Below are 14,891 nucleotides of genomic sequence, written 5' to 3'. Positions count from 1 at the left end.
ACATGCTGAAAAAACGAATTATTCCCTGCCTTGATGTCAAGGACGGGCGCGTGGTCAAAGGGGTTAATTTTGTCAATCTGACCGATGTCGGCGACCCGGTAGATTCGGCGCGTGCTTACTACCAAGCGGGCTGTGACGAATTGGTCTTCCTAGATATCACGGCGACCTCTGACAATCGCGAAACCACGGTAGATATGGTGCGGCGCGTGGCAGACCAAGTCTTCATCCCCTTTACCGTCGGCGGCGGCATTCGCTCGGCTGAGGACATGAACAAGATGCTCAAGGCTGGCGCTGATAAGGTTGCAGTCAATTCTTCGGCTGTGGTCAATCCGCAGCTCATCGCAGACTGTGCTGAAAAATTTGGCAGCCAGTGTGTAGTGATGGCCATTGATGCTAAGAAACAGGCTGATGGCAGCTGGCATGTTTATGTGGCTGGCGGTCGCAAGGATACTGGCAAGGACTTGCTTGCCTGGGTCAAGGAAGCAGTCCGTCTCGGTGCTGGCGAGATTCTTCTGACCTCCATGGACAAGGACGGTACCAAGTCAGGTTTTGATTTGGACATGCTAAATGCAGTCGCAGCGGTGGCAGATGTCCCAATCATTGCCTCAGGCGGTGCGGGCAATATTGCCCACATGGTGGAAGTTTTTGAGAAAACCCCAGCGACTGGAGCCTTGGCAGCCTCTATTTTTCACTATGGAGAAGTTGCTGTTGCAGATACTAAGAAAGCCATGGCAGCAGCAGGAATCGAGGTGCGCTTATGACAGATATTCAACTTGATTTTGCTAAGCAGGGCGGACTAATCCCTGTCATTGTCACAGATTATCGGACAGGACAGGTTCTTATGCTGGCTTATATGAATGAGGAGAGTTATCGACTGACCCTTGAAACCAAGCAAATGCACTACTGGAGCCGCTCGCGGCAGGAACTCTGGCACAAGGGCGCAACCAGCGGTCATTACCAATACGTTAAATCCATCAAAACAGACTGCGATCAAGATACCCTGCTTATCGCTGTCGAGCAAGTCGGTGCCGCCTGCCATACAGGAGCCTATTCTTGCTTTTTCAATGAGATTTACAGTGAAGAAGAGTAAAAGAAGTAGGACTGTCATTTCAAAAAATCGAAAGAAAGGAATTGAGTTTGAGCTAAAAGCTCGGAATTTTGATAAATTATCTGGAAAATCAGGATTTTCCGATAATTTCCTAAAATTCGGTCGCTTTTTAGACGCTCTCATATCTTAAATATGTTAGAAACCTTATACAAAGAAGCACTGGATCGCAAACAGCACCCAAAAGAAGGGTCTTATACCAACTATCTTTTTGACAAGGGTCTGGACAAGATTTTAAAAAAGGTTGGTGAAGAAGCCACCGAAGTTGTCATTGGAGCCAAAAATGCAGACAAAGAAGAAATCGCCAATGAAACAGCCGATGTACTCTACCATTTGGCCGTCATGCTGGTCGAAACTGGCGTGACGCCGGACGATGTCAATAAAGTGCTGGAAGCCCGCCAGGGCAAGAAAAGCAATGTTCATGATCGAAAAGAAATTACAGATTATTAAAGACCAGAAAGGTGCTAAAACAGCAGGACATCCGTGACAAACAATGAATTGTTAAATGTCGAGGTTACAGTCAAGAAGAAGTGGATAAACTTCTTGATAATATCATAGAAACCTTGGGGCAGGAAAGTTAATCTCTTAAAAAAACAGACTATAAAGCTCAAATCAGATGCTAGTTATCCAATGTAGGTGTAAAAAACTCTCTTTAATCTCAAACAGGAGAAAACAACAGGAACAGGTAACGGTTAAAGTTTTCTTTGCAAAAAAGGCTGCTATAAATGCTTTTTTCGCCTAAGCAAAAAAAGCAGCAGTCGGTCGTGTCTGTTATTTGGAATAAGCCAATTACAGCAACTATAACACTGAACTGTGCTTTCTGCAGCCTGATGTTGGGACTTTTGTTTTTGTCAGAAGATTTGAGTCAATCAAGGGTAAAATTGGACGGAGTACAAAAAAAGACTGATCGCTATACTGAGCTGTATCCAAATTGTTAGATTTTCTGTCTAACTTTTGAGGATGGTACAGTTCAAAATTGATCAGTCTTTTATTTATTGATATTTCAAGAAAAACCTAGTCATCCTTTGGCACTTTCTCGAACGGCAGCCGCAACTGTTTTAGCAACCCCTTCTTGGAAGGCATCGGGAATAATATTGGTTGGACTGAGTTCACTAGCAGGAATGAGATCGGCGATACCGTGTGCCGCTGCAATCTGCATGTCAATCGTAATCTTTTTAGCTCGGGCATCCAGAGCACCGCGGAAAATACCTGGGAAGGCGAGGACGTTATTGATTTGATTAGGAAAATCACTGCGTCCGGTTCCGACAATATAGGCACCACCAGCAATAGCTTCATCAGGGAATATTTCAGGAACGGGATTAGCCATAGCAAAGATAACAGGCTTGTCTGCCATTTCCTTAATCCATTCTGCCTTTAATACCCCCGGTACTGATACACCGATGAAGATATCTGCGCCTTGCAGGGCAGTTCTCAGATTACCTGACAAATGTTCACGATTGGTGAGCTTAGCGATATCAGCATGATGGGCTGGGAGATCAGGATCTTCCTCGTTGATAATACCTGCTCGGTCGACAACCGTGATATGCTTAGCCCCAGCAGCCAAGAATTTTCGTGTGATTGACAGACCTGCAGAACCGCCGCCATTCACGACGATCTTAACTTCATCAATGGCCTTGTTAATTAGCTTTAAACTGTTAAAAGCTGCTGCCAAAACAATAATGGCTGTACCATGCTGGTCGTCATGGAAAATCGGAATGTTACATTCTTTAATGAGCCGCTCTTCAATTTCGAAGCAACGTGGCGCACTGATATCTTCGAGATTAACCCCACCAAAAGTTGGAGCTATAGCCTTAACAGTAGCAATGATTTCCTCAGTATCCTGTGTATCAAGGACAATTGGGACAGCATCTACATTAGCAAACCGTTTGAAGAGAGCAGCCTTGCCTTCCATAACTGGCATTGCCGCTTCAGCACCAATATTTCCTAGTCCCAAAACAGCAGAACCATCACTGACAACTGCTACTGTGTTCTTTTTGGTTGTCAATTCATAAGCCAATTCCTTATTTTCCGCAATAGCCGAAGAAACAGCAGCAACACCGGGTGTATAAGCGATGCTTAAATCTCTTTTATCTTCAACTTTGACTTTGGAAGTAACCTCCAACTTGCCTCCGTTTTCTCTAGCTTGTTGCAAAGCCAGCTCTCTAACATCATTTGACATAATAATTCCTCCATTTATAAGATTATAGTTAATGTAGTTAATGATTAAAAAATAAACCGTAAGATAGCCGTCATGGTGATGACTGTGATAGCTCCCCCAAGACGGGTAGCTACTTGGGCAAAGGGCATGAGATTCATACGATTGGCTGTACTCAAGATAGCCACATCTCCTGTACCGCCCATTCCGCTTTGGCAGGCAGAAATAATAGCAGCTTCAATCGGATACATGTTCATAAAACGGGCAACAAAGAACCCAACCGAAATAACAGTGAAGACAACACTGATCACAATAATAAAATAGGGCAGTGTTAATACTCCGACTACATCCTTCAGCGGAATATAGAGCAGACCGAGTCCAGCCATCAAAGGATAAGTGAAGTTGCCTGAGATAAATTTATAGAGCTGCTTAGCCCCATGCTGTGTTTCCTTAGGGATGACATTGAGATATTTGAGAGCAGCGGCAGCTACAATCATCAATACTGGTCCTGGGAAACTTGTCAAATGCTGCAGCAGATGGCCAATAATGAATAAACTGCAGGCTGTCAGAACGCCAGCTCCCATTTTTTTAATATCAAGCGGGCCGGAGTCATCCTCAAGGGCGTCGGCCATATCATCCTGTGATTTAAGTTTGACTAGCTGTCCCTGCCCAGACAAGTCAGTTCGTTTTTCTCCCCAGCGCGATAGGATAGCCGTGCATACAATGGCAAAGAAGTTGCCGACAATAGTAGCAGGGATAAGCTGTGCAACCAGCTGCTCACTTCCCATACCAGTGATGGCACTGTAACCAAGGGACAGTGGGAGAATGCCTTCCCCGATTCCTCCGGCGAGAACTGGCGTGACAATAAAGAAGAGAGTATGCTTCCAGTCTTGTCCCAACAGTACTCCAACCAAGGTACCGACTGCCATAGCGCACACCATTCCCAACATCATGGGGATAATCATCCGTATCAACCCTTGCACTAAGATTTTACGGTTCATGCCTAAAATGCTGCCGCAGACCAAACAGGCAATGTAGAAGTACAGAAAATTGGCCTGTTTCATCAGGATATCTGTAGCATCTAAAATGTTCTGGTTGAGCAGATTGAGAAAAACTAAAATAGAAGGCATCAGCAATGAAAAAATAGCCGGACCGCCAAAGTTTTTCAAAATCGGGATATTACCGCCGATTGTTCCTAAAAGCCAACCTAAAGTCAGAATAACTGCAAAGCCTCCCAGCATGTTAACAGGCAGCTGCTGAAGCAGGGCTGTAATCAAGATGATTACAGACAAAACTAGGTAGACAGGAAGGGGAACAGAACCAACATAGCGGTTCATCCACTTGTCCCAACCTGTTAGGGTATTATTAACCTTTTCCATAAATTCCTCCTCCTAATTTTATTAATAAACACATTATAAAAGAATATTATTTAAGACTTAAGATTATTTAAGTAATTTAAGTAAATCAATTTTTTTAAAAAGAAGGACTTATAGGAAATGTGTTATACTGAACAATGAAGCGCTTACATATAAGACTCCTGCCAATAAAAAGTAAGAGGTGACTATGAAAAAGAGCTTGAATCTTAGAAATTTGTTGACCACGGTCTTCATTCTGACACTTTTGCTGATGGTTTCTCTATTTTACTTACTAACATCAGCACTCTCAGCTTATGTACAAGCTGCAGGAAAAGCAGCTGCTTTCTCTTGGCCGCCAGTTGGCTCTGGATCCGCAGATCAAAGCGGCTCTTTTAAATAAACATCAAAGCGGAAAATTAGAAGCTTATACTAAAGAGATTGCGGCCATTCATGAACTGGATTTCGTGGTTATTACTGACATGCAGGGGATTCGCCTGACCCACCCAGATAGCAGCAAAATTGGCAAGCATTTTGAAGGAGGTGATGAACTGCCTGCTCTAAAAGGCAGGACAAAAATATCAGTTAGTCGGGGGAGTCTGGGCAAGTCCCTGAGAGGGTTTGTCCCTATCTATGCTGACAGCACGAAGAAGAAACAAATCGGTGTTGTGGTATTGGGAATCAAGGTGCGCTCCTTGAGCACTCTCATCAAAACCTCGCGTCAAGGCTATTCTCTGGCCTTACTCTTAAGCGTTATGGCAGGTTTTCTAGCTGCGACTGGCTTAGCTTTCTATCTCAAACGACAGCTTCTTAATTTGGAACCCAAAGAACTATCTCGTCTTTTTGAAGAACGCAATGCGATGCTGGATCAGAGCAAGGATGCCGTGGTCGTGATTGATCTTAGTTATCGAATTAATTTGGCCAATATCGCTGCAGAGCAGCTTTACCGCAAAAACAGCGGCCTCAGCGACAGTTTGGTGGGACAGTCTATTACCCAGCTGATGGCAGATTTTTCTCATGATATGCTGGAAAATCAAAAAGAGCAGATCTATCGGCAAAAGGGGCAGGATTATATTTTTTCATCGTCTCCTATTGAAGTAAATGGTAAGCGGATTGGCTGGCTTATCTTTTTACGCAATGCTACCGAATCTTTCCTGATTATGGATCAGCTAGCCAATACAACCGCCTATGCCTCGGCCTTGCAGGCCCAAACTCACGAATTTGTCAACCGTCTCCACGTCATCTATGGTTTGGCAGACCTCAATGCGTATGAGGAATTGAAAGTCTACTTGGAAGATATCCTGAAACCAGATCATGAGTTTGCCCAGCAGCTGCCCTTTTTGGTTGGAAATCCTCAGATTGCAGGTTTTTTGAATGGTGAACGCCAAAAATTTATGGAGCGTAAAACACCGCTAGTGATTGAAATTTCATCTGAAATTCCGGCCAGTCAAAACGAAGCAGAGACTAAGGCTTTGATTAATATCTGCCGTTATATCCACCATGTCCTCCTGCAGTTTGTTCTATCTACTCAGCCCTCTTTGCTGCTTCATTATAAGAATGTCCAGTTAACGGTATGCTACCTTTTGACCCTGCCCAATAAGCAGCATGGGCAGCTGCAGAGCTATTTTGATAATCATTTCTTTCAGCAGATGCTGGAAGAGCATAGGGCTGATTTTGAATTAGAAATAGACCATGATTTGGTTCAGCTTGTTTTAGTATTACCCTACAGGGAGGAAAGTAGATGAAGGTACTCATTGTAGAAGACGATCCTATGGTTGAATTTATCCATCGCAACTACTTAGAAAAAGGCGGTCAGTTTGAGGCGATCTATTCGGCTAATTCTTTGCAAGATGCAGAAGAATTGCTGGAAAGTTATGAAATTGATCTGATTCTCTTGGATGTTCATTTGAAAGACGGCAGTGGTTTAGAACTTCTTAGTGATCTCCGTAAGCAGCATAGCAATAGCGATGTTATATTGATTACTGCCGCTAATGAAGCTCAAACTGTTAAGGAAGGGCTCCATCTGGGAGTTGTTGACTACCTAATCAAACCGTTTACGAATCAGCGCTTTCAGCAAAGCATAGCTCTTTTTATCCGGCAAAGAACCAATTTAAACAAGGCCACTGTCGGTCAAGAACAGATTGATCAGCTTATCAGTAGCCATGAAAAGCAGGCAAAACAGGACGTTTCAGAACTGGATAAGGGACTATCTTTGGAAACCCTACAAAAGATTAAAAAGGTAATTCTCGCACAGCCAGCTCCTTTTACCATTCAGGAACTGGCTGATAGCTGCCAAATCTCCCATGTTACCATCCGTAAATACGTCTCCTATCTGGAAGAGCAGCAATATCTCAACAGTCATGTCATTTACACTAAGGTTGGCCGTCCTTACAAGGTTTTTGAAAAGCGAGAGTAGAAGCAACTCTAAAACAGTTCAGTTGTTCAGCTTCTTGGTTTTTGTTTCCAGGTATAATGGCCTAAGTTCTGGAGTGCTTTCTAATATGACTAGTCTATTTCTTAAACTGATGGTTTTTCTCAATGTTCAGATCAAGTATGGAAGTGAGTAAAGAAAGAATGAATTAGGCCTATTTATTGGTCAAACTAAGAATAGCGGATAAGCAAAAAGGAAGGTCTGATCCCCAAAGAGTGGATAAAACCTTCCTTTTATTTTATTATGACTCAAGAATCTGTTGTAAAAGCTGAGCAGCTACAGTCTTGAAAGTTTGTTGGTTTATTTGCTAATACTTTAGTCTTTAGTTTGTTTCGCGAAGTTAAGTTATAAAAGCAATCCCATAAAGTCTTCACCTCCCTTGAAGACTGCGCAAAGAACCCAAGAAATTTTAAAATCAAAGCAGCAAAACCAAAATGTTCATTGTTTTGAATATACAAATAGAGAAGACAAGGCTTGTCCTCTCTAGAAGTGAATCATCCGCTACAGTCGATAAAGAGCCTTTCAAAACAAATCACTACAGGTTTGTTCTTATCTATGGTCTACTTGGAGCTGGAAGAGCTTGAACTGCTGGAGCTATTAGAACCATGGATTTCAGAGTAACTCTTAGGCTGATAAAGTTTGGTCGTTGTCTTATCGCCATTGCGATGGAAGGCACTGGTTGATTTATCCCCTCGTTTTTTATTGATCTTTTTGAGATCATTCAGCGAGTTGGTATAGGAATATTGACTCGCATCGGTTTTTTCCAAGCCAGGGAAATTAGCAAAGCGCAGCAAGTCTCCAGTTTGGATTGTATCACTGTTGGACAGCTGGGTAGCCGCAGCTTTGCGGAATTTATCGAGATCGGCCTGCGTTACTGTATTTGGTTTAATGATTTCTTGACCGGTTTGAGTATAGTAGGTCTTACCCCCGTAACTAGTATAAGTAGGAGTGATGTAGTAACCAGGGGTACGAAGTGGTACTAGCTGATCGTTGGATGGTGACAGAAGATCTTGTCCCATTTGAATGTATCCTTTAGTATCAATACCGAGAAGATGGAGTAAGGTTGGCAGAGAGTCAATTTCACCACCGTAAGTATCGCTGACAAAGCCATCAGTATAGCCCGGTATATTGATGATGTAAGGTACTCGTTGCATCATAGCATTATCGTAGTCAGACCAAGTTTCTGAGTCCTTATCAAGCAGGGGTGCTAGGCTGGTGTTGCGGTCGTTTGAAATACCATAGTGATCCCCATAAAGGACGATAATTGAGTTATCATAAAGGCCACTGGCCTTGAGATAATCAAAGAAGGACTTAAGAGCCGAGTCCAGATAGTTAGCTGTTGCAAAGTAACCATTAACGGTGTCGTCACCTGTATCTGCCAAAGGGAAACCGAGTTCATCCTTTTCACCATTCAAGCTGGTGTAAGGATAGTGGTTAGATACGGTAATAAATTTCGTGTAGAAAGGTTGCTGCAGCTGTTCCAAATACTTGATAGAGTCCCCAAAGAGGTACTTGTCATTAAGACCATATTGGAAAGAATTACTGCTGTCTTGTTTTTGGAAGTAAGTTGAGTCAAAGAAGTAATTGTAACCCCACTGTTTATAAGTATTGTTACGATTCCAGAAGCTTCCAGTATTTCCGTGGAAAACAGCACTAGTATAGTCGCCTTTTTGCGCGAGGATAGATGGTGTGGCATAGGCTGTATTGTCACCACCGTAGTTAACCATATAAGAGCCGCTGTTTAAACCGTAGAGAGAGGTCTCCATCATGGTTTCTGCGTCAGAGGTTTTACCGTTTCTGACCTGATTAAAAAAGTTTGAAAATGAGATTGATGATGGAGAGTGGTAAAGGGAGTTAATAAAAGGTGTTACTTCATATTCCTGACCATCAGCTTTCAATTTATAGTCAATTAGGAACTGTTGGAAACTTTCTAAATGGATGACGATAACATTGCGTCCCTTGGCAACGCCAAAATATTTCTTATCAGGAGCTGCATAATTCTGATCAACATACTTTTGCACGTCCTTGAGATCATCAGCTGTCGCAGAGCTGCGCTCTTTCTGTGCTTGATAAGTCTGATTAGCACTGTAGGTGATAAAGGCTGGCAGTCCAATTCCCCGAACTACATAGTAATTGGAGAAACCGCGGGTCAAGAGTTGGGGACGAATAACCTCCGCAACAAAGAGATTAGCAGAAAAAAGTAGAGCAGACAGAGCAGTCACTGCAAAACTCGCTCGCTTGTTGAAATAGCGGCTATCTGATTTAATTTTTTTGCGAATTAATAGATAAGCAAAGAAGATTAAGTCAATTAAATAAAAGAGATCGGTCAGTTCAAAGAGATTGGCTGCCGAGTCTCCTAGACCTGCTGCTGCCTTAGAGCTTGCCAGTAAGGTATTAACTGTGATGAAATCAGTAAATTCTCGGAAATAGATGGAATTCCCAATAATCACGATATTTAAAAAGAGGTAGATAAGGACTTCTAGGGTATAGAAAACCTTGCTATTTTTGAAATAGAGAGGAAGTCCTAAAATTAATAGTCCCAAAGGAAGAGGATTGAGGACAGCCACGACAGTCTGAAGGGTATCCTCCAATTCTAGGTTAAAATCAATCGCGTAAGCCCACAGAGTCTTTATCCAATAGAAAAAGAGCAGGACTAGGACAAAGCCTAAACGCGTATTAATAATGCCACCCAATTTTTTCAAGGGACTTAAATACTTTTTCATTCTATATCCTCGATCACTGTTATTCTAAAAAATTCATTTTTCATTATACCACAAATTTAATTTTAAATATGAAACAAGGTAGAAAGTTTACTGAAATTTTGGTACAATACTTAGTATGAATAAGCTCACCGTGGATAGCTCGGTTGTCAAAAAAATTAACCGTGGCATTCAGCTCTTGCAAGGAGAAGATTTCAAAACACTTTCTTTAAAAGATCAGGTTCTGGAACTCTACTCGTCCAAGCAAGAGTTTCTGGGAACAGCCTACCTATCCCCGCAAAATAAGGGGGTTGGTTGGGTTATTTCGCGGCAAACTGTCCAACTGGATAAGATGTTCTTCATCAATCTCTTCAGGCAAGCCAGAAACAAGCGTCAATTCTACGAAAAGGATAATTTAACGACGGCATACCGCCTCTTTAATCAGGATGGTGACGACTTCGGTGGTATGACTATCGATCGCTATTCGGATTACGCGCTTTTCTCTTGGTATAATCCCTATATTTACAGCTTGAAGGATATTATTGTAGCAGCCTTTCGAGAAGTATTCTCTGAGCTTTTAGGTGCCTACGAGAAAATTCGCTTTAAAGGCTTGGATTATGAATCAGCACATTTATACGGCCAAGAAGCTCCTGATACGTTCACAGTCATAGAAAATGGTGTGACCTATTCGGTTTTTTTAAATGAGGGCTTGATGACGGGAATCTTTCTCGACCAGCATGAAGTTCGTGCCAGCCTCATTAACGGTTTGGCAATGGGAAAAACTGTCTTGAACATGTTTTCTTATACAGCGGCTTTTTCAGTAGCTGCGGCTATGGGAGGAGCTCTGGAAACCACTTCGGTTGATTTAGCTAAACGTTCACGCCAGCTGTCTGAAGCCCATTTTAAAGCTAACAACTTGGAGCTAACTCCTCATAGGTTGGTTGTAATGGACGTTTTTGAGTATTTTAGGTATGCCAAGCGCAAGGGCTTGAGCTATGATATTGTGGTTTTAGACCCTCCTAGCTTTGCTCGTAATAAAGGGCAAACATTCTCAGTTGTAAAAGATTATGATAAGTTGGTGCATCAAGCCCTAGAGATTTTAAATCCCGACGGAACTATTATTGCCTCAACCAATGCTTCAAATATGTCGGTTGAGCAATTCAAAAAACAATTAGAAAAAGGTTTCGGCAAAGCAGGACATCGGTATCTGAATTTGAAACAGTTGCCTGCTGATTTTGCTGTCAACAAAGCTGATAAGCGTAGTAATTATTTAAAAGTATATACAATAAAGGTAGAGTAGTAAGATCATGAAGATAGTAGTTCCAGTAATGCCACGTTCCCTAGACGAGGCTAATAACATTGACATCGCTAAATACGACCATGCTGATATTATCGAGTGGCGGGCAGATTTTCTCCCTAAAGAGAGTATTATCGAAGTAGCTCCGGCTATTTTTGAAAAATTTCCGGACAGGGAAATAATTTTTACACTAAGGACCGATAAAGAGGGCGGACAGATTTCGCTGACTGATGATGAGTATATCAACCTGATTAAAGAAGTTTCAGCTCTTTATCGTCCTGACTATATTGACTTTGAATACTATTCCCATCAAGAGGTATTCTCTCAGATGTTGGACTTTCCTAATTTGGTATTGTCCTACCATAATTTTCAAGAAACACCGGATAATCTCATGAGTATTATATCAGAGCTGACAGCTTTGACACCGCGTGTGGTGAAAATTGCAGTGATGCCGCGAAATGAACAAGATGTTCTTGATGTTATGAATTTTACACGTGGCTTCAAGGTCATTAACCCGGAACAAGATTATGCAACCATGTCCATAGGAAAACTTGGCCAAATTTCACGTATAGCTGGTGATTTGATGGGATCTAGCTGGACCTTCGCCAGCGTTGAAGAGGGCAGTGCACCGGGTCAATTAGCTTTAACAGATATATATAAGATAAGGGAGATTCTCGATGCAGATTGACGGACATACACGGCTGGCGGCTGTAGTCGCACAGCCCATCAAGCACTCTATTTCACCTTTTATTCATAATTGGGCCTTTGATGCGACAGGTATTAATGGGGTCTACGTAGCCTGGGATATTCCTGAGGCAGACTTAGAGGAGTCTGTCAAAAATATCCGTCGCTACGACATGTTTGGGATTAACCTTTCTATGCCTTATAAGCAAGCGGTTATCCCTTTTTTAGATGAGTTAGATCAAGCGGCAGAGCTCATTGGTGCTGTCAATACAGTTGTTAATAGTAAGGGTCGCTTGGTCGGCTACAATACGGATGGCTATGGCTTCTTTATGGCTTTGGCCAAAGATGGCTTTAATATTAAAGAGAAAACCATGACCATTCTTGGAGGCGGTGGAGCTGCCACCTCAATTATTGTTCAGGCTGCTCTTAATGGTGTCCAGAAGATCAATATCTTTAACCAGTCAGTTTTCCTAGAAGATACTCGCAGTCAGGCAGAGCGCTATACTCAAGCAACGGGAGCTGCTATCGAAGTTTTCCCTATTGAGAACCAGTCTCTTATTCAGGAAAAGATTACTCAGGCTGATCTTTTAGTAAATGCTACAAGTGTTGGTATGGACGGAGAATCTATGGTCATTGCGGACGATACGTTCTTGCCAGATGGCTTACGTGTAGCTGATGTTATTTATCAGCCTTTTGAAACTCCCTTTCTAAAATATGCTCGCAGCAAAGGACTTAAGGCGACCAATGGTCTGGGAATGCTCCTGTATCAGGCTGCTAAGGCTTTTGAGCTTTGGACGGGTGAAACAATGCCGACCGATACTATTTGGCAGGAGTTGACAAAGCGCTACGACGTTTAAGCATTGAGTGAGAGGTGCACAGGATGAAATTACATGTAGATTTAACACATACTCCCTATGATATTGTGATCAAAAGAGGTGCCCTTAGCGAAGTTGGGAGATGGGTGACTGAACTTTGGCAGCCGCAAAAAATTGCTATTATTACGGACAATCATGTTGCCCGTCTCTATGCTGAAAAGGTTAAACTAGGCTTAGAAGGAGCTGGTTTTGATGTTTGCGTTTTTGATTTCTTGGAAGGAGAAGCCAGCAAGAGCCTGACTACAGCTACAAAAGCCTATGAGTTTCTCATTAAGCAGGGGATGACCCGCAGCGATGGTATTGTTGCCTTAGGCGGCGGTGTTGCGGGAGATTTGGCTGGTTTCATCGCCTCTACCTATATGCGCGGTATCCACTTTCTGCAGATCCCAACTAGCCTGACAGCACAGGTAGACTCTTCTATTGGTGGAAAAACGGGGGTTAATACCCCTTTAGCTAAAAATATTGTGGGGAGTTTTGCTCAGCCAGATGGTGTACTCATTGACCCTGATACGCTGCAGACTCTAGGGAATCGTGAGCTTATCGAGGGAATGGGAGAGGTCATCAAGTATGGTCTTATCAATGACGTGGAGCTTTGGCAGGAATTGGAGACTATGTCAGGGACAACTCAATCTATCTTAGAGCATGCGGAATCTATCATATATCATTCCTGCGATGTTAAGCGTAAAATTGTAGTTGAAGATGAATTTGAAGGCGGCGTTCGTATGTACCTTAACTTTGGTCATACTATCGGTCATGCCATTGAGCAAACAGCAGGCTATGGTAAGGTGATGCACGGGGAAGCTGTTGCTATTGGAATGGTACAGTTATCGCGGGTAGCCGAACAAAAAGGATTGATGCCCGCAGGTATTACGCAACAGATTGCCGATATGTGTATCAAGTTTGGACTGCCAATTGACCACGAACCGTGGGAGGTTGAAGAGCTTTACACTGCTTTAACCCATGATAAAAAAGCACGGGGAAATAGCATTAAAACAGTTATCCTTCCTAAAATTGGACAGGCTGCTGTTAATCAAATCCCCTTGGCTGAGATGAAAGATTATTTGGTGAAGTAAATGAGATATTTAACAGCTGGTGAATCACACGGTCCACGTCTAACGGCTATCATTGAAGGTGTACCTGCAGGTTTATCCCTAGCAGCGGAGGATATAAATACTGATCTTAAACGCCGTCAAGGGGGCTATGGTCGCGGTGGGCGCATGAAAATAGAAAGCGACCAGATCGTTTTTACCTCAGGTGTTCGCCATGGAAAAACCACCGGTGCTCCAATCACAATGGATGTCCTTAATAAGGATCACCAGAAGTGGCTGGATATTATGTCAGCAGAAGATATTGAGGAGCGCCTCAAGACCAAACGAAAGATTACCCATCCACGGCCTGGGCATGCAGATTTAGTCGGTGGTATCAAGTACCGCTTTGACGATCTACGCAATTCTTTGGAACGTTCGAGTGCCCGTGAAACGACCATGCGAGTCGCAGTTGGAGCAGTAGCTAAACGTATACTAGCCGAATTGGGTATTGAAATTGCTAATCATGTTGTGGTCTTTGGCGGCAAGGAAATTGATGTGCCCGATGGTCTGAGCGTCTCGCAAATCAAAGAGTTAGCGGCCAAGTCGCAAGTATCAATTGTCAACCAAGAGCGTGAACAAGAAATTAAAGATTACATTGACCAGATAAAAAAAGAAGGCGATACCATCGGCGGTGTTATTGAGACGGTCGTTGGCGGTGTTCCGGTTGGACTGGGCTCCTATGTGCAATGGGATACCAAACTAGATGCCAAGATTGCCCAAGCGGTTGTTTCAATCAATGCCTTTAAAGGCGTTGAGTTTGGCCTTGGCTTTAAGGACGGTTATTTGCGCGGCAGCCAAGTTATGGACGAGATTCTCTGGAATGAAGAAGAGGGTTATACCCGCAGAACCAATAATCTAGGCGGCTTTGAAGGCGGTATGACTAACGGTCAACCTCTTGTCATCCGCGGTGTCATGAAACCCATTCCGACTCTCTATAAACCGCTGATGTCAGTTGATATCGAGACACATGAGCCTTATAAGGCTACGGTTGAACGTTCTGATCCAACTGCTCTACCTGCAGCTGGTGTTGTCATGGAGGCTGTTGTCGCAACAGTTTTGGTTGATGAAATCTTGGAAAAATTCTCATCGGACAACATGGAAGAACTTAAAGAAGCAGTGGCACGCCATCGCGATTATGTGAAGAACTTTTAATCGTGGTATTCCTCCGGTAAATACTTGTTCATTTTTCGGAGGCAAATTCACCT

Annotated in this window: 14 protein-coding genes; 11 read left to right on the top strand and 3 right to left on the bottom strand. The window is 42.9% G+C overall.

Going from position 1 to position 14,891, the window contains the following annotated elements:
- Nucleotides 1–2: 2 nt before the first annotated feature.
- From hisF to AC4HAO_RS03285, 4 genes are all read left to right on the top strand, one after another.
- A complete protein-coding gene (gene hisF / locus AC4HAO_RS03300; protein ID WP_491093019.1) occupies nt 3–761 on the top strand; it encodes an imidazole glycerol phosphate synthase subunit HisF in 759 nt (252 codons plus the stop codon).
- Nucleotides 758–1,090, top strand: a complete 333-nt coding sequence (gene hisI, locus AC4HAO_RS03295) for a phosphoribosyl-AMP cyclohydrolase (RefSeq protein ID WP_491134573.1) — start codon at nt 758–760, stop codon at nt 1,088–1,090. The genes hisF and hisI overlap by 4 nt, the downstream gene beginning before the upstream one ends.
- Nucleotides 1,091–1,240: 150 nt before the next feature.
- Nucleotides 1,241–1,555: a phosphoribosyl-ATP diphosphatase gene (gene hisE / locus AC4HAO_RS03290; RefSeq protein WP_491093017.1), complete on the top strand. Its 315-nt coding sequence runs from the start codon at nt 1,241–1,243 to the stop codon at nt 1,553–1,555.
- A gap of 47 nt (nt 1,556–1,602) precedes the next feature.
- Nucleotides 1,603–1,686, top strand: a complete 84-nt coding sequence (locus AC4HAO_RS03285; RefSeq protein WP_491093065.1) for a DivIVA domain-containing protein — start codon at nt 1,603–1,605, stop codon at nt 1,684–1,686.
- Between the two features lie 437 nt (nt 1,687–2,123).
- Here the strand turns inward: AC4HAO_RS03285 and AC4HAO_RS03280 are convergent, their stop codons facing one another.
- Together AC4HAO_RS03280 and AC4HAO_RS03275 are read right to left on the bottom strand one after the other, a co-directional pair.
- Nucleotides 2,124–3,284 (bottom strand): NAD(P)-dependent malic enzyme, encoded by a 1,161-nt coding sequence (locus AC4HAO_RS03280; protein ID WP_491093016.1) that lies wholly within the window; start codon nt 3,282–3,284, stop codon nt 2,124–2,126.
- Between the two features lie 44 nt (nt 3,285–3,328).
- Nucleotides 3,329–4,639, bottom strand: coding sequence for a 2-hydroxycarboxylate transporter family protein (locus tag AC4HAO_RS03275; RefSeq protein ID WP_447451192.1), 1,311 nt, complete (start codon nt 4,637–4,639; stop codon nt 3,329–3,331).
- Between the two features lie 290 nt (nt 4,640–4,929).
- Here AC4HAO_RS03275 and AC4HAO_RS03270 point away from each other — a divergent pair, with 290 nt between their 5' ends.
- Both AC4HAO_RS03270 and AC4HAO_RS03265 read left to right on the top strand, forming a co-directional pair.
- Complete coding sequence (locus AC4HAO_RS03270) at nt 4,930–6,357, top strand: Spo0B domain-containing protein (RefSeq protein WP_491134571.1); 1,428 nt, start codon at nt 4,930–4,932, stop codon at nt 6,355–6,357.
- Nucleotides 6,354–7,028 carry a response regulator gene (locus AC4HAO_RS03265; protein ID WP_491134570.1) on the top strand — a complete coding sequence of 225 codons (675 nt, stop codon included), beginning with the start codon at nt 6,354–6,356 and terminating at the stop codon, nt 7,026–7,028. Before AC4HAO_RS03270 ends, AC4HAO_RS03265 begins: the two co-directional genes overlap by 4 nt.
- Before the next feature lie 575 nt (nt 7,029–7,603).
- Here AC4HAO_RS03265 and AC4HAO_RS03260 read toward each other — a convergent pair.
- Complete coding sequence (locus tag AC4HAO_RS03260; protein WP_491093012.1) at nt 7,604–9,766, bottom strand: LTA synthase family protein; 2,163 nt, start codon at nt 9,764–9,766, stop codon at nt 7,604–7,606.
- A 115-nt stretch (nt 9,767–9,881) separates the two neighbouring features.
- Here AC4HAO_RS03260 and AC4HAO_RS03255 point away from each other — a divergent pair, with 115 nt between their 5' ends.
- Genes AC4HAO_RS03255 through aroC form a run of 5 tightly spaced genes read left to right on the top strand, consistent with a single transcriptional unit; the run spans nt 9,882 to nt 14,838 of the window.
- Entirely contained in the window at nt 9,882–11,042 is a 1,161-nt protein-coding gene (locus AC4HAO_RS03255) for a class I SAM-dependent rRNA methyltransferase (RefSeq protein WP_491093011.1), read from the top strand.
- A gap of 7 nt (nt 11,043–11,049) precedes the next feature.
- Complete coding sequence (gene aroD / locus AC4HAO_RS03250) at nt 11,050–11,727, top strand: type I 3-dehydroquinate dehydratase (protein ID WP_447451197.1); 678 nt, start codon at nt 11,050–11,052, stop codon at nt 11,725–11,727.
- Nucleotides 11,717–12,580: a shikimate dehydrogenase gene (locus AC4HAO_RS03245; protein ID WP_491134568.1), complete on the top strand. Its 864-nt coding sequence runs from the start codon at nt 11,717–11,719 to the stop codon at nt 12,578–12,580. Before aroD ends, AC4HAO_RS03245 begins: the two co-directional genes overlap by 11 nt.
- Before the next feature lie 23 nt (nt 12,581–12,603).
- Entirely contained in the window at nt 12,604–13,671 is a 1,068-nt protein-coding gene (gene aroB, locus AC4HAO_RS03240) for a 3-dehydroquinate synthase (protein ID WP_491093009.1), read from the top strand.
- Entirely contained in the window at nt 13,672–14,838 is a 1,167-nt protein-coding gene (aroC, locus tag AC4HAO_RS03235) for a chorismate synthase (RefSeq protein WP_491093008.1), read from the top strand. It abuts the gene before it with no gap.
- The last annotated feature ends 53 nt before the right edge of the window (nt 14,839–14,891 follow it).

The sequence above is a fragment of the Streptococcus sp. ELY_137 genome (assembly GCF_058314515.1).
This window is presented reverse-complemented; position numbering and strand designations above follow the sequence as displayed.